Raw genomic sequence first — 14535 nt, forward strand, 5'->3', positions numbered from 1 at the left:
GCTTTGCATGCATGTTAGAATGAAACCCATGAAAGATGATAAACCAAAAGTGCAGTTCATCGAAATATCTGATGACTTTGCAGGCCAGCGGATCGATAACTTCCTCCGTGCTCGGCTAAAAAATGTACCAAAAAGTATGATTTACCGCATTTTGCGCAAAGGCGAAGTGCGAGTGAACAAAAAACGTATAAAACCAGAATACAAACTGCAGGACGGTGATCTTGTTCGGGTTCCTCCGGTAAAGGTACCGGAAAAAGAAGACCAAGCACCGATCAGTACCAAATTAGACAAGGTAGCCGAGCTTGAGGCGTGTATCATCTATGAAGATGACCACATGCTGATCCTCAACAAACCGTCAGGTACCGCAGTTCACGGTGGCAGCGGCTTGAAGTTCGGGGCAATCGAAGCCTTGCGGGCGTTGCGCCCGGATGCTCGCTTCCTGGAGCTGGTCCACCGTATCGACCGTGATACGTCCGGTATTTTGTTGGTGGCGAAAAAACGTTCGGCGCTACGAAAGCTACAGGAGCAGTTCCGCAACAAGACGGTACAGAAGTATTACTTTGCCTTGGTGATGGGCGAGTGGAAGGCCAGCTGTAAGAAAGTGACTGCGCCGCTGCTGAAAAATGAGGTCAACAGTATCGTGCGGGTCAATCCGAACGGCAAGCCCTCTGATACCCGTTTCAAGGTACTTGAACGGTTAGATCAGGCGACGCTGGTTCAGGCCAGTCCGGTCACGGGCCGTACCCACCAGATCCGTGTTCATTGCCAATATACCGGTCACCCGATCGCCTGGGATGACCGCTACGGCGACCCTCGTTTTGATGCCTTTACCAAGAAGGTCGGGTTGGACCGCTTGTTCCTGCATGCTGCGAACATCAAGTTTACCCACCCGGGCAATGAAGAGCTGATGGACATCAGTGCGCCGATGGAGAAGAAGCTCCAGCAGGCCGTGGAGAAACTGCGCCGTAAGGCGTAATAGTCTCTGACAAGAGTTTGCGCATGAAAAACGGCAGCCTAGGCTGCCGTTTTTATTACAGGACGCTGACGCCCTGTCTGGCGAGCATCTCTCTAAGGGCAATCAGAGGAAGACCGACCAAGGTATTTGGGTCGCGTCCTTCTAGCTTGTCAAACAGGGCAATGCCTAGCCCTTCGCTCTTGAAGCTACCTGCGCAGTTGAGGGGCTGCTCACGTTCAACATAATTGCGGATCTCACTTTCGGTAAGCTGGCGGAAGTGGACGTGGAATGGCTCACAGACCACTTCGCTTTCACCCGTTTTGGCGTTATGAAGACACAGGCCGGTATAAAAGGTAATGGTTTTACCACTGGCTGCCTTTAGCTGGCGGCAGGCATTGTCGACGGTATGGGGCTTACCGATGATCTGGCCATCAATCACACAGACCTGATCGGAGCCTATGATAAGGTGCTTTTCGTACTCACTGGCACAGGCCTTTGCTTTTGCTTCGGCGAGCCGGCTCACTAGCTGCTCGGCTTGCTCTCCAGGTAGAGGGGTCTCATCGGCATCAGGTTTGGCCGTAGTAAAAGGTAAGCCAAGTTTATGCAGAAGAGATTGGCGGAAAGGGGAGGTTGAAGCCAAAAGTAATGGTTGGTGCATGATGATTACCGGGTTATTGCTAGGTTGTGTTAGTCTACGCATCTTGCTTTGTGAAGGCTACGTTATAATGGTAAGTAAAGTGGGCTTGCTGGTTGGCTTTTCACCAGTTTTTGTGTGTTATTTGAGCTGATGGATGCTGCCGTACAAGTTATTGGTGGATAGGCAGATAACAGACAAAATGGTGGAAGTGGCAGTGCTGCAGTGCTTGTATCTGGCATTGAGCATACGAATTGGCTAAATGCTGTTAATTCGCGCACATTTCCTTTGACTCAAACTGATTACAAGGCTAATATTCGCGCCCTATGCAAAAGGTAAAATTGCCGCTTACGGTTGATCCGGTTCGCGCAGCTCAAAAAAAACTCGACTATGATGGCATCATCAAAGCCGAATTACTTGAGCGATTGGCCGAGTCAACGCAGAGCGTAACACGTGATGCAAACGTCACCTTGTCATTTGACTTGGACCAGCGTCGAATCGCATTTATGCGCGGTAGCGCAGATATCGAAGTGATGCTGACCTGTCAGCGATGTCAGGAAGGATTCAAACATGAATATCGTGTTGAGTTCTGTTACAGTCCGCTCCTCAAACCAGAGGCAGCAGATGATTTACCGGAAGCTTATGAGCCGGCTGATGTCGACGAAAATGGTGAGATCAACCTGATTCAAATTGTCGAAGACGAGTTGATTCTGGAATTACCTCAAGTCGCTATGCATGAGGAAGCTGACTGCAAAGCCAGCGGAAACATGACTTTTGGTGAGATCCCCGTTGCTGATGAGCGTCCGAATCCGTTTGCAGTATTGAAAAATCTAAGTAAGTAATTTAACAGGAGTAGGGTTAATGGCCGTACAAAAGAGCAAAAAATCACGTTCAGCACGTGGTATGCGTCGTTCTCACGATGCACTAACAACTGCAGCTGTATCTGTAGATTCTGCAAGTGGTGAAACTCACCTACGTCACCACGTAACTGCTGACGGTTTCTACCGTGGCCGTAAGGTTATCAACAAGTAAGGTTGAGCCTTGAGTGGTCTAACCGTTGCACTTGATGCAATGGGCGGGGATTTCGGTCCTCAAGTAACAGTGCCTGCCTCCGTGCAGGCACTGTTGCAATTCCCAGAGCTCAAAGTCATTTTATTTGGTGATCAAAGTGCGATCACTGCCCAACTATCCCTCCTGAATCATACGAATCACCCTCGTCTTCGCATTGTTCACTGCGACCACGTAATAGCAAACGATACCCGGCCTTCTCAGGCGCTGCGGCGTAGTCAGGGCTCATCAATGCGCTCTGCCCTAGAAGCGGTTGCCGAAGGTACGGCCGATGCGTGTGTCAGCGCGGGCAATACCGGTGCCTTGATGGCCCTGTCCCGTTATATTCTCAAGCAATTGCCCGGTGTTGATCGGCCCGCGCTGGTGTCTGCCATTCCGACCCACAACGAGACCAAGACCTGGCTGCTAGACTTAGGGGCTAACGTATCCTGCGACGCAGATACCTTGTTCCAGTTTGCGGTGATGGGCTCGGTGTTGGCTGAGCAAGATCATGCCGCTTTGCCGCGGGTTGCGCTGCTCAACATTGGTGAAGAAGAGATCAAAGGTAACGATCTCGTCAAGCGTTGTGCTGAACTGCTGGCCGACTCCCCGGATATCAATTACATCGGCTACCTTGAAGGTGATCAGCTATACAGCGGCAAGGCCGATGTCATTGTCTGTGACGGTTTTGTCGGCAATGTCAGCTTGAAAACCAGTGAAGGGGTGGCGAACCTGTTTATCGGCGCGATTAAACGTGCTATTTACGGTAATCCGTTCAAGCAATTGATAGCTAGGTGGCTGTTTAGTGACCTGTTTAACAGCTTGAAACAGTTGAACCCCGACCAGTATAACGGCGCGAGTCTGTTAGGATTGCGCGGTATTGTGGTGAAAAGCCACGGAAGTGCTGATACAACCGCTTTGACTAATGCGATTGGTGAAGCGGTACACGAGGTCAAACGGCAAATACCGACAAAAATCAGTGACCGTTTGGAAGAAGTCTTACTCGAGAGGCATTATTAGTCTTCATGTATAGCAAAATTTTAGGTACTGGCAGCTATCTGCCGGAGCAAGTGCGTTCTAATGCCGACTTAGAACAAATGGTTGAAACCAACGATGAGTGGATTGTCGCTCGTACCGGTATTCGAGAGCGTCGCATTGCCGCCGAAGACGAAACTGTCGCGGTAATGGGCTATCAGGCGTCATTAAATGCCATTGAAATGGCGGGTATTGAGAAAGATGACATCGACCTGATCATCGTAGCGACTACCAGTGCGAGCCACGCATTCCCTTCGGCTGCCTGCCAAGTCCAGGGCATGTTGGATATTAAAGGCTGTCCGGCCTTTGATATTGCCGCGGCCTGTTCAGGCTTCGTCTACGCCTTGAGTGTTGCTGATCAGCACATCAAAACGGGCATGGCGAAAAATGTCTTGGTGATCGGCGCTGATGCCCTGTCGCATCGCTGCGATCCTAACGATCGCTCGACCATCATCCTGTTTGGTGATGGTGCTGGTGCTGTCGTCGTGGGTGCCAGCGAAGAGCCGGGTATCCTTTCGACCCACCTCCATGCCGATGGTCATTTTGGTGGCCTGCTGAGCCTAGGTGTCCCTGAGCACGGTCAGGACTTCAGCGACGACAAGTGGCTGTACATGGCGGGCAACGAAGTGTTCAAGGTGGCTGTCACTCAACTGTCTAACTTGGTGAAAGACACACTGGCTGCCAATGGCATGGACAAGTCCGAGCTTGACTGGCTGGTACCGCATCAGGCGAACCTGCGTATTATCAAGGCGACAGCGAAGAAATTGTCGATGTCGATGGATCAGGTTGTGGTAACACTTGATCGCCACGGTAATACCTCGGCAGCAACGGTGCCGACGGCGCTGGACGAAGCGGTGCGTGATGGTCGCATCCAGCGTGGCCAGACATTGCTGCTTGAAGCCTTCGGTGGTGGTTTCACCTGGGGTTCGGCGTTGGTGAAGTTCTAAACACCTTCTTTATATTTAGTTTGGGCGGGCTGACAGAGATGCCAGCTCGCTCGATTTAGCAAAACTGAGTGTTCAGTTACACAGAATAAGGATTCTCGAATGTCTAAGTTCGCGATTGTATTTCCGGGTCAAGGTTCCCAAACTGTAGGTATGTTGGCTGAATTGGCCGAGCAGTACGATGTGGTTAAGCAAACTTTTGCGGAAGCCTCTGAAGTATTGGGTTACGACCTGTGGGCACTGGTACAAAATGGCCCAGCTGAAGACCTGAACCAAACTCACCGCACTCAGCCTGCGCTGCTGACCTCTTCAGTGGCTATCTGGCGTGTGTGGCAGGAAGTGGGCGGTGCGCAGCCAGAAGTACTGGCCGGTCACAGCTTGGGTGAGTACTCGGCACTTGTCTGTGCGGGTGTTATCGAATTTAAAGATGCCGTTAAGCTGGTTGAGCTACGTGGCCAACTAATGCAAGCGGCTGTACCGGCGGGTGTTGGCGCAATGTCTGCCATTATTGGCCTGGACAACGACACGATTGCTAAAGCCTGTGCTGAAGCGGAACAAGACCAGGTATGTTCACCGGTAAACTTCAACTCACCGGGTCAGGTTGTTATTGCTGGCAACAAAGAAGCGGTTGAGCGTGCTAATGTGCTTTGTAAAGAAGCCGGTGCCAAGCGTGCAATGCCACTGCCGGTTTCCGTGCCTTCTCACTGTGCACTGATGCAGCCAGCAGCTGACAAGCTAGCTGAAGCCCTAGAGAGCATCACTTTCTCGGCGCCAGCACTACCTGTCATCAACAACGCTGACGTAGCCACTGAGACTGATCCTGCCGCGATCAAGACTGCGCTAGTTAAGCAGCTGCACAGCCCGGTTCGCTGGACCGAGTCGGTTGAGCGCATGGCGTCTGAAGGTATTGAGTCTCTGCTTGAATTTGGCCCAGGTAAGGTATTGACTGGACTAACAAAACGAATTAACCGTTCACTGAGCGGCGCAGCGGTTAACGACACCGCTAGCCTTGACGCTGCTAAGTAACCTATTTCATCAAAGAGGATTAACAATGAGCCTGGAAGGAAAAATTGCGCTGGTAACAGGTGCGAGCCGTGGTATCGGTCGTGCGATTGCCGAGATTCTGGTTGAGCGTGGTGCCACTGTTGTCGGTACTGCAACCTCTGAGAGCGGCGCAGAAGCGATCAGCGCTTATCTGGGTGACAATGGTAAAGGCCTTGCGCTGAATGTTACGTCGCCTGAATCTATTGAAGCTGTACTTAAGCAGATCAAAGAAGAGTTCGGTGATGTTGACATCCTGGTTAACAACGCAGGCATTACCCGCGATAACCTACTGATGCGTATGAAAGATGACGAGTGGCAGGACATCATGGACACCAACCTGACGTCTATCTTCCGTTTGTCGAAAGCGGTACTGCGCGCCATGATGAAAAAGCGCCATGGCCGTATTATCAGCATTGGTTCGGTCGTGGGTACCATGGGTAACGCTGGTCAGACTAACTATGCAGCCGCAAAAGCAGGCCTGATTGGCTTTACGAAGTCTATGGCACGTGAAGTCGCTTCTCGTGGCATTACGGTGAATGCTGTGGCACCGGGTTTCATCGAAACCGACATGACCAAGGCGCTGACAGACGAGCAGCGCGCCGCAACTTTGTCTGGCGTACCGGCTGGCCGCCTTGGCGATCCGCGCGAAATTGCGGCAGCAGTGGCTTTCCTAGCCTCCGAAGACGCTGGTTATGTAACCGGCGAAACTCTGCACGTGAACGGCGGCATGTACATGATTTAATCAAAAAAGTTGCATAACTTGATGATGCAAGTCAAACTCAACTTGTTTTCACCGAAAATCGTGGTTTGACCAGCATCTTGAGTATTGCAACTTTTGCAGTATTGAATAAACTACAGCAAATCGCATTAGCGAATTCTTGTTTTAAGGAAATAGATTAATGAGCAACATCGAAGAACGCGTAAAAAAAATTATCGTTGAGCAACTAGGTGTAGACGAAGCGGAAGTTAAGAACGAAGCATCTTTCGTTGACGACCTAGGCGCAGACTCTCTAGACACTGTTGAACTAGTAATGGCTCTTGAAGAAGAATTCGACACTGAGATTCCAGACGAAGAAGCTGAAAAAATTACTACAGTTCAAGCTGCAATCGACTACGTTGTTGGCGCTTCTGAGTAATTAAAGAACTCCCTCCAGGCGGTCACCATGACCGCCTGATTTTCTTTTGAAACCCTGTTTTATCCTCAATTCCCGGAGAATTAAATCGTGTCTAAGCGTCGCGTAGTTGTTACTGGCATGGGTATGCTATCACCGGTAGGTAATTCTGTTGAATCATCTTGGAAAGCACTTCTAGCCGGTACTAGCGGTATCAGCACTATTGAACATTTTGATGCTAGCGCATTCGCTACTCGTTTTGCTGGTATGGTCAAAGACTTCAACTGTGAAGAATACATGTCGAAGAAAGATGCCCGTAAAATGGATCTGTTCATCCAATACGGCATTGCAGCTGGCGTACAAGCATTAAAAGACTCTGGCATTGAAGTCACTGAAGAAAACGCAGCCCGTATTGGTGTTGCTATCGGTTCTGGCATTGGTGGTCTTGGCTTGATTGAAGCTAACCATCAGGCACTGATGGAAAAGGGTCCGCGTAAGATCAGCCCATTCTTCGTTCCATCAACAATTGTAAATATGATTGCTGGCCACATGTCTATCATGCACGGCCTTCGTGGTCCAAACATTGCAATCTCTACCGCGTGTACAACTGGCCTTCACAACATTGGCCATGCAGCACGTATGATCGCATACGGCGATGCCGATGCGATGCTAGCCGGTGGTGCAGAAAAAGCCTCGACACCGCTGGGCATGGGCGGCTTTGCCGCTGCTAAAGCACTGTCTACCCGTAACGATGATCCTCAGGGCGCATCTCGTCCATGGGACAAAGATCGTGACGGTTTCGTCCTTGGTGACGGTGCCGGTATGATGGTGCTGGAAGAATACGAGCACGCCAAAGCACGTGGTGCGAAAATCTATGCAGAGCTTGTTGGCTTTGGTATGAGCGGCGATGCTTACCACATGACATCTCCAAGCGCTGATGGTTCTGGCGGTGCATTGGCAATGGAAGCAGCTATCCGTGATGCTGGTATCAATGCAGACCAGATCGGCTACGTGAATGCTCACGGTACATCGACTCCAGCTGGTGACGTTGCTGAAACGCTAGGTATCAAGCGTGCAATGGGCGCAGCAGTCGATAAAGTGATGGTGTCTTCTACCAAGTCGATGACTGGCCACCTGTTGGGTGCGGCTGGTTCTGTTGAAGCTATCATTACTGCTATGACGCTGGTTGATCAGGCTGTTCCGCCAACAATCAACCTAGAAAACCCTGATGAAGGCTGTGATCTGGACTACGTACCAGGTGAAGCCCGTCAGGCAAATCTTGAGTACGCACTGTGTAACTCTTTCGGTTTCGGTGGTACAAACGGCTCATTGCTGTTCAAGAAAATCTAACGATAACCTGTTATCATAGAGCGGCCCGGTGTTACGCACCGGGCCGTTTTTTTATCTGTACGTTTGAATTTATCGGGCAGGAGCAAGATGATCCTGATCAATGGAATACCTGACAACCAGATAGCGGTGACCGACCGGGCGATGCAGTACGGTGATGGCTGCTTCACGACTATGCTGGTAGAACATGGCATGGTGCGTCTTTGGCCTTTTCACCTCCAACGGCTGAAAGGAACGCTGGTATGGTTGGATATTGCCGAGCCGAACTGGGAAGAACTGGCGGCGACCGTCAATAAGCTTGCTGCCAATTACCCGGAGAAGGGCGGGATCAAGGTGCTGATCAGTCGTGGCAGTGGTGGCCGGGGCTACAGTGCAGCCGGCTGTTGCGATACCCAAGTGGTGGTGTCGGAGTTCACCTGGCCACAACAATACCAGCGGTGGCAGCAAGAGGGCATAGTGCTAGGGGTTTGTCAGCAGCGCTTGTCTCACTCGCCGATGCTGGCTGGATATAAGCACCTTAACCGGCTTGAACAAGTGATGCTCAAGCGGGAAGCAGAACAGCAGCAGTGGCTGGATGCGGTGGTACTGGATGTCGCGGGGAATGTGGTGGAGTCTATCGCCTCAAATATCTTTTGGCGCAAGGGCTGCAAGGTATATACCCCAAGCCTTGAATTGTCGGGTGTCAGAGGGGTGATGCGGCGACATGTATTACAATTGGTAACGGAACTTGATTATTGTTTAGAAATTGTCAATTCGCCGCTCGATAACTTGCTTTGCGCAGATGAAGTCTTTATTACTAATGCCCTGATGGCGTTAGTGCCTGTTAATGAAATCAATGGAATAACATTTACTCAGCGTACTTTGCTGGGTGATCTGAACAAGAGGTTGTACACGTGCTAAAGAAGTTGGCAATAGCTGTGATCCTGCTGGGCCTGATGGCTGCTGGTGGACTGGGGTGGTCGTATCAGCAAGTGAAATCATCGCTGGACATGCAGGTGGAAAACCAGCAGGAAGTCTTGTTGACGGTAAGGGGCGGTACGTCATACCGCGGTCTGCTTAACCAGCTGGTCAGAGAAGATATTTTTGCTGAGTCTCCATGGACGCGTTGGATCCCGAGGCTTGAGCCGCAATTGGCAAACCTGAAATCGGGGACCTACCAGATCAAGCCGGCAATGACCTTGCAGGAGGTGCTGACCTTGGTTGCCTCTGGCCGCGAGCATCAGTTTGCCATTACTCTGGTAGAAGGCGAACGGTTTATTGATTGGTTGGCGCAGTTGCAGCAAGCTCCTCACGTCACGCACGCAACAGAAGGGATGAGTGAAGTCGATATCGCTAGGGCATTGGGTGCGAAGGTTGAAAAGCTAGAAGGTTTCCTATTGCCGGAAACTTACCACTACACGGCTGGCACATCCGATCTTGAACTCCTTCGTCGTGCCTACCGTGATATGCAGCGCTTGATTCATGTTGCTTGGGATGAGCGTGATGCCGAGATTCCACTGAAAAATGCTTATGAAGCCTTGATCATGGCATCGATTATCGAAAAGGAAACGGCTGTTGATGATGAGCGCGGCTTGGTGTCATCGGTATTTATGAACCGTCTTAATAAAGGCATGCGTCTGCAGACTGATCCAACCGTAATCTATGGCATGGGCGAGAAATATGAAGGGCGGATCCGTAAGCGCGATCTGCAAACACCGACCCCATACAACACCTATACCATTTTCGGTCTGCCACCAACGCCAATCGCAATGCCGAGCAAGGCATCGGTATTGGCTGCGGTGAATCCGGATGACAGTACGTACTATTACTTTGTGGCTGATGGCAAAGGCGGCCATAAATTCTCGAGAACACTGACAGAACATAACCGTGCTGTGCGTGAATATTTAAGAATACTAAGACAACAATAATGACTGGTAAATTTATCGTAATTGAGGGGCTGGAAGGCGCCGGCAAAAGTACTGCCATTGAGCAAGTGATCCAGGTGCTTGCCGAGCAGGGCATCGAAGATATTACGTCGACCCGCGAGCCGGGTGGCACGCCATTGGCTGAGCAGATGCGTGCCTTGGTGAAACAAGGCCACCCCGACGAGCCACTGACGGATATGGCTGAGTTGCTGCTGCTTTATGCTGCTCGTTCTCAATTGGTTGAGAATGTTATCAAGCCGGCCCTGTCACAGGGCCAATGGGTCGTGGGAGACCGCCATGATATGTCCTCACAGGCCTACCAAGGCGGTGGCAGAGGCTTCGACCGTACGGTGATGGAGCGCCTTCGCGATACCGTACTCGGGGACTTCCGCCCAGACTTTACAATCTATATGGATATTGACCCAGTACTTGGCCTTGAGCGTGCCCGTGGGCGTGGTGAGTTGGATCGCATCGAGAAGATGAATATCGACTTTTTCCACCGTGCACGTGCTCGCTTTCTAGAACTGTCTGAAGCGGATCCGAGCGTGGTGATTATTGATGCGAGCCAGACGCTCGAAGCCGTGACAGCCGATATTCGCCAGGCAGTCAAACACTGGCTGGAGCGGCAGTAACATGCTTTATCCGTGGCAGGAAAGTGTATGGCAAGGCTGGCAGCAGTTGCTGGCCCAGGGAAGAATGCACCATGCCATTCTTCTCGTTGCCCCCCATGGCAGCGGACGTGAATCACTGGCCCGTCATCTGGCGAAAACGGTCTTGTGTCAGAATGGGGCGGCAGGGGGAGGTGGTGAACCTTGCGGGGTTTGTCATAGCTGCAAGTTGTTTGATGCGGGCACCCACCCGGATTTCCACGTGGTGGCACCACTGCAGGAAGGCAAGCAGATTGGTGTGGATGCGGTCAGGCAATGCAACCGCTGGGCGGTTGAAACGTCACAGCTTGGCGGGGAGCGGATTATCCTGATTGACGGGGCCGATATGATGGGCGAGGCTGCGGCTAATGCACTGCTGAAAACCCTGGAAGAGCCGCCGTCAGGCTGTCAGTTTATCTTGCTGGCTTCTTCGCTGGATAACTTGCTGCCGACCATCAACAGCCGCTGCAATAAATGGCGCCTGGCGATGCCGCATGAGCAGGACACCAAGCGCTGGGTAGAAAAGCAGTTGATGCAGACGATCAAGTTGGAGACAGTCAGGCTCAACGGCTCGGCGCCGATCGCGACCCAGCAGTTTATTGAACAGGGGCAGGACATCCGCTATGCCAAACTGTTGGCTGCCTTTGCTGAGTTCTTGCGACCGCCGTTTTTCGGCTTGTATGATGTCGCGGGTCTGTGTACTCAGGAAGGGCACCATAGCCTGAAATGGCTAAGTTACTTCCTGGTTGATTGCATGAAGTGGCAGCGGGGTGTCACGGGACATCTGGTACACAGCGAATCATTGCCACTGGTCGAGCAAGCAGCAAGTGTGATTGCCCCGATGACCTTACTGGATCAAACCCGAGAGGCGAACAGTTTGTACCAGAAGCTGGAGCGTCATCCGGGTCTGAATGCTGAGCTGCTGATTGTCGAGTGGCTAACCGGCTTTATGGGCCATCATTAATGCTTCGGCTGAAGAAGCATCACCAAATTAAAGAATACAGAGGAAAGAACCGTGCTAGTTGATTCGCATTGTCACCTGGATAAATTGGATTACGAACAGCTTCATACAGGGATTGATGATGTGTTGGCCAAGGCTAAAGCCCGTGGCATTGATTACTGCCTGTCTGTAGGGGTGACGCTGGAAAGCTTCCCGACCATGATGGAGATGATTGCACCGCATAACAATGTCTTTGCTTCATGTGGTGTTCATCCGCTGGATATCGAGGCGGGCTTTGATTACGACAAGTTGAAAGAGTATGCCAAGCACGAGCGTGTGGTGGCGATCGGCGAAACCGGCCTTGACTACCATTACCAGCCTGAGCTTGCTGAGCAGCAAAAAGAGATTTTCCGCCAGCATGTGCGCCTGGCCGTGGAGCTGAACAAGCCTCTGATCATCCATACTCGAATGGCACGCGAAGATACCTTGCAGATCTTGCGCGAAGAGGGGGCTGAGAAGTGTGGTGGTGTATTGCATTGTTTCACGGAAAGCTTGGAGATGGCACAGGCCGCGATTGAGCTGGGCTTCTATATCTCGATTTCGGGTATTGTCACCTTTAATAAAGCCTCTGAACTCAAGAATGTGGTCAACCAGTTGCCATTGGAGCGTTTGTTAGTTGAGACGGATTCGCCATACTTGGCGCCGATCCCGTACCGCGGTAAACAGAACCAGCCTGCTTATGTGCGTGAAGTTGCTGAATATATTGGCTTGCTTAAAGGCGTATCGGTTGAAGAAGTCGAGCGAGTAACCACCGATAACTTCTTTGCGCTTTTTTCGCGAGCGAAACGAAGGTAAGGGTAAAAAAGGAGCTGAGGCTCCTTTTTTTTATGCTTTATGTTTTTTATTTACTCGCTTATCAACAAAACTCAATTAAATCTGCAAATAAAACCAGAAAACACTAATTTAAATTGATTTTTTACTTCGTAACGTAAAGTAACACAGCTTACATTACTGAAAGATAATTACATGTCGCGGTAAGTGGGGGTGTGGGTGGTTTTATCTTTATTTATCAGTGGCTTATTTTTAATTTACTTCTTTGGTAGTCGAAATTTCAACTGTGATCTATATTGAGTTTTGAAATTAAATTTCATGACGTATTGGTAATTTTGACGGCCATCAAGTTATATTTAGCACCGCATTTTATACTTAACCTGTATTAAAAATGACGGTCTTATTAGCAGATGGCTACGGGGGTAGGCCGCTAATAAAGACCGAAAATCAAATAAAACACTCACTCAGGAGCACATTATGTTTAAGAACCTTTTTGCGAACCTGCAAAAAGTCGGTAAGTCGCTGATGCTTCCAGTATCAGTACTACCGGTTGCCGGTATCCTACTTGGTGTTGGTGCAGCTAACCTTGGCTTCATCCCAGAAATCGTTTCTAACCTGATGGAACAAGCAGGTGGTTCGGTATTTGGCCAAATGGCCCTTCTATTTGCAGTTGGTGTAGCCCTAGGCTTTACTAACAACGACGGTGTTGCAGGTCTTGCTGCTATCGTTGGTTACGGAATCATGACCGCCACGCTAAGCGTAATGGCGGGTGTGATGGGTGTTGAGGCCATCGACACTGGTGTACTAGGTGGTATCCTAGTCGGTGGTGTTGCGGCTTGGGCATTCAACCGTTTCTTCCGTATCCAACTTCCAGAATACCTAGGTTTCTTCGCTGGTAAGCGTGCAGTGCCAATCATCACTGGTTTCTCTGCTATCGGTCTGGGTATCATCCTTTCTATCGTATGGCCACCAGTCGGTGCTGCTATCGGTGCGTTCTCACACTGGGCTGCAGAGCAAAACCCAACAGTTGCATTCGGTATCTACGGTATCGTTGAGCGTTCTCTGATCCCATTCGGTCTACACCACGTTTGGAACGTTCCTTTCTTCTTCGAAGCAGGTACTTGTGTTGACGCTAATGGCGCAACTCAGAACGGTGTTCTAACTTGTTACCTAGTGGCTGACGAAGCTTCTCGTATCGCTGGTAACGGCTTCGGTCAGCTAGCGGGCGGTTACATGTTCAAGATGTTCGGTCTGCCAGCTGCTGCAATTGCGATTGCTCACAGTGCTAAGCCTGAAAACCGCGTTAAGGTAATGGGTATCATGGCATCTGCGGCCCTGACTTCATTCCTAACAGGTATTACTGAGCCAATCGAATTCTCTTTCCTATTCGTAGCTCCTGTACTATACGGAATTCACGCACTACTAGCGGGTTCTGCATACGTTGTTGCTAACACCCTAGGCTTTGTACACGGTACTTCGTTCTCACACGGTCTAATCGACTTCCTAGTTCTGTCTGGCAACGCACAGAAGATGGTTCTGATGGTTGGTGTTGGCCTGGTTTACGCTGCAATCTACTACGTAGTATTCCGCACTGTAATCAAGGCAATGGATCTTAAGACTCCTGGCCGCGAAGAAGAAGATGTTTCTGCTGGTGTTGCTGCTGAAGGTTCTGAGCTAGCGAAAGACCTAGTAATGGCATTCGGTGGTAAAGACAACATCACAGGTCTGGACGCATGTATCACTCGTCTACGTGTTGCAGTAGCAAGCGTTGACAATGTTGACCAGGAAAAACTGAAGAAACTAGGTGCAGCCGGTGTTGTTGTAGCTGGTGGCGGTGTTCAGGCTATCTTCGGTACTAAGTCTGACAACCTGAAATCTGACATGGATGAGTGGATTCGTAACAACTAATACGAATTACTGATTCAATGATTCAAAAGGGAGCTTCGGCTCCCTTTTTTGTTTTTCTGGTTCTATGGTTCTATGGTTCTATGGTTCTATGGTTCTATGGTTCTATGGTTCTATGGTTCTATGGTTCTATGGTTCTATGGTTCTATGGTTCTATGGTTCTATGGTTCTATGGTTCTATGGTTCTATG

Annotated in this window: 16 protein-coding genes; 15 read left to right on the forward strand and 1 reads right to left on the reverse strand. The window is 50.4% G+C overall.

What is annotated here, in order from left to right; translation table 11 throughout:
- The first annotated feature begins 28 nt into the window (after nt 1-28).
- Entirely contained in the window at nt 29-976 is a 948-nt protein-coding gene (gene rluC, locus C9J03_RS19795) for a 23S rRNA pseudouridine(955/2504/2580) synthase RluC (RefSeq protein ID WP_039468819.1), read from the forward strand.
- Between the two features lie 55 nt (nt 977-1031).
- Here rluC and C9J03_RS19800 read toward each other — a convergent pair whose 3' ends face one another.
- On the reverse strand, nt 1032-1613 hold the full coding sequence (locus tag C9J03_RS19800) for a Maf family protein (RefSeq protein WP_044623806.1): 582 nt from the start codon (nt 1611-1613) through the stop codon (nt 1032-1034).
- 302 nt (nt 1614-1915) lie between these two features.
- Here C9J03_RS19800 and yceD point away from each other — a divergent pair, with 302 nt between their 5' ends.
- The 14 genes from yceD (at nt 1916) to ptsG (ending at nt 14348) form a co-directional block, all read left to right on the forward strand.
- Entirely contained in the window at nt 1916-2431 is a 516-nt protein-coding gene (gene yceD, locus C9J03_RS19805; protein ID WP_039468813.1) for a 23S rRNA accumulation protein YceD, read from the forward strand.
- 19 nt (nt 2432-2450) lie between these two features.
- Nucleotides 2451-2621 carry a 50S ribosomal protein L32 gene (rpmF, locus tag C9J03_RS19810; RefSeq protein WP_039468809.1) on the forward strand — a complete coding sequence of 57 codons (171 nt, stop codon included), beginning with the start codon at nt 2451-2453 and terminating at the stop codon, nt 2619-2621.
- Nucleotides 2622-2630: 9 nt separating this feature from the next.
- On the forward strand, nt 2631-3656 hold the full coding sequence (gene plsX, locus C9J03_RS19815) for a phosphate acyltransferase PlsX (protein ID WP_082060651.1): 1026 nt from the start codon (nt 2631-2633) through the stop codon (nt 3654-3656).
- Nucleotides 3657-3661: 5 nt separating this feature from the next.
- Nucleotides 3662-4618 carry a beta-ketoacyl-ACP synthase III gene (locus C9J03_RS19820; protein WP_044623805.1) on the forward strand — a complete coding sequence of 319 codons (957 nt, stop codon included), beginning with the start codon at nt 3662-3664 and terminating at the stop codon, nt 4616-4618.
- 99 nt (nt 4619-4717) lie between these two features.
- Nucleotides 4718-5641: an ACP S-malonyltransferase gene (gene fabD, locus C9J03_RS19825; protein ID WP_044623804.1), complete on the forward strand. Its 924-nt coding sequence runs from the start codon at nt 4718-4720 to the stop codon at nt 5639-5641.
- Nucleotides 5642-5666: 25 nt separating this feature from the next.
- Nucleotides 5667-6401, forward strand: a complete 735-nt coding sequence (gene fabG / locus C9J03_RS19830) for a 3-oxoacyl-ACP reductase FabG (protein ID WP_039468800.1) — start codon at nt 5667-5669, stop codon at nt 6399-6401.
- A gap of 157 nt (nt 6402-6558) precedes the next feature.
- Nucleotides 6559-6795: an acyl carrier protein gene (gene acpP / locus C9J03_RS19835; RefSeq protein WP_007467184.1), complete on the forward strand. Its 237-nt coding sequence runs from the start codon at nt 6559-6561 to the stop codon at nt 6793-6795.
- A gap of 87 nt (nt 6796-6882) precedes the next feature.
- Nucleotides 6883-8121: a beta-ketoacyl-ACP synthase II gene (fabF, locus tag C9J03_RS19840; RefSeq protein WP_039468796.1), complete on the forward strand. Its 1239-nt coding sequence runs from the start codon at nt 6883-6885 to the stop codon at nt 8119-8121.
- Nucleotides 8122-8208: 87 nt separating this feature from the next.
- A complete protein-coding gene (gene pabC, locus C9J03_RS19845; protein WP_044623803.1) occupies nt 8209-9018 on the forward strand; it encodes an aminodeoxychorismate lyase in 810 nt (269 codons plus the stop codon).
- Nucleotides 9012-10025, forward strand: coding sequence for an endolytic transglycosylase MltG (gene mltG, locus C9J03_RS19850; protein ID WP_044623802.1), 1014 nt, complete (start codon nt 9012-9014; stop codon nt 10023-10025). Before pabC ends, mltG begins: the two co-directional genes overlap by 7 nt.
- The gene (gene tmk / locus C9J03_RS19855; RefSeq protein WP_044623801.1) at nt 10025-10654 is read left to right on the forward strand and encodes a dTMP kinase; all 630 of its coding nucleotides are present in this window, start codon (nt 10025-10027) and stop codon (nt 10652-10654) included. Before mltG ends, tmk begins: the two co-directional genes overlap by 1 nt.
- Before the next feature lies 1 nt (nt 10655).
- Nucleotides 10656-11633: a DNA polymerase III subunit delta' gene (holB, locus tag C9J03_RS19860; RefSeq protein WP_044623800.1), complete on the forward strand. Its 978-nt coding sequence runs from the start codon at nt 10656-10658 to the stop codon at nt 11631-11633.
- A 51-nt stretch (nt 11634-11684) separates the two neighbouring features.
- Complete coding sequence (locus C9J03_RS19865) at nt 11685-12464, forward strand: TatD family hydrolase (protein WP_044623799.1); 780 nt, start codon at nt 11685-11687, stop codon at nt 12462-12464.
- 453 nt (nt 12465-12917) lie between these two features.
- Nucleotides 12918-14348 (forward strand): PTS glucose transporter subunit IIBC, encoded by a 1431-nt coding sequence (ptsG, locus tag C9J03_RS19870; protein ID WP_044623798.1) that lies wholly within the window; start codon nt 12918-12920, stop codon nt 14346-14348.
- The last annotated feature ends 187 nt before the right edge of the window (nt 14349-14535 follow it).

This window comes from Photobacterium gaetbulicola (assembly GCF_003025515.1).
Lineage (GTDB): Bacteria > Pseudomonadota > Gammaproteobacteria > Enterobacterales > Vibrionaceae > Photobacterium > Photobacterium gaetbulicola.

Bases quoted from the DNA above. Each gene is read 5' to 3' on its own strand.
- rluC (WP_039468819.1), top strand. From the start codon at position 29: ATGAAAGATGATAAACCAAAAGTGCAGTTCATCGAAATATCTGATGAC.
- C9J03_RS19800 (WP_044623806.1), bottom strand. From the start codon at position 1,613: ATGCACCAACCATTACTTTTGGCTTCAACCTCCCCTTTCCGCCAATCT.
- yceD (WP_039468813.1), top strand. From the start codon at position 1,916: ATGCAAAAGGTAAAATTGCCGCTTACGGTTGATCCGGTTCGCGCAGCT.
- rpmF (WP_039468809.1), top strand. From the start codon at position 2,451: ATGGCCGTACAAAAGAGCAAAAAATCACGTTCAGCACGTGGTATGCGT.
- C9J03_RS19820 (WP_044623805.1), top strand. From the start codon at position 3,662: ATGTATAGCAAAATTTTAGGTACTGGCAGCTATCTGCCGGAGCAAGTG.
- fabD (WP_044623804.1), top strand. From the start codon at position 4,718: ATGTCTAAGTTCGCGATTGTATTTCCGGGTCAAGGTTCCCAAACTGTA.
- fabG (WP_039468800.1), top strand. From the start codon at position 5,667: ATGAGCCTGGAAGGAAAAATTGCGCTGGTAACAGGTGCGAGCCGTGGT.
- acpP (WP_007467184.1), top strand. From the start codon at position 6,559: ATGAGCAACATCGAAGAACGCGTAAAAAAAATTATCGTTGAGCAACTA.
- pabC (WP_044623803.1), top strand. From the start codon at position 8,209: ATGATCCTGATCAATGGAATACCTGACAACCAGATAGCGGTGACCGAC.
- tmk (WP_044623801.1), top strand. From the start codon at position 10,025: ATGACTGGTAAATTTATCGTAATTGAGGGGCTGGAAGGCGCCGGCAAA.
- holB (WP_044623800.1), top strand. From the start codon at position 10,656: ATGCTTTATCCGTGGCAGGAAAGTGTATGGCAAGGCTGGCAGCAGTTG.
- ptsG (WP_044623798.1), top strand. From the start codon at position 12,918: ATGTTTAAGAACCTTTTTGCGAACCTGCAAAAAGTCGGTAAGTCGCTG.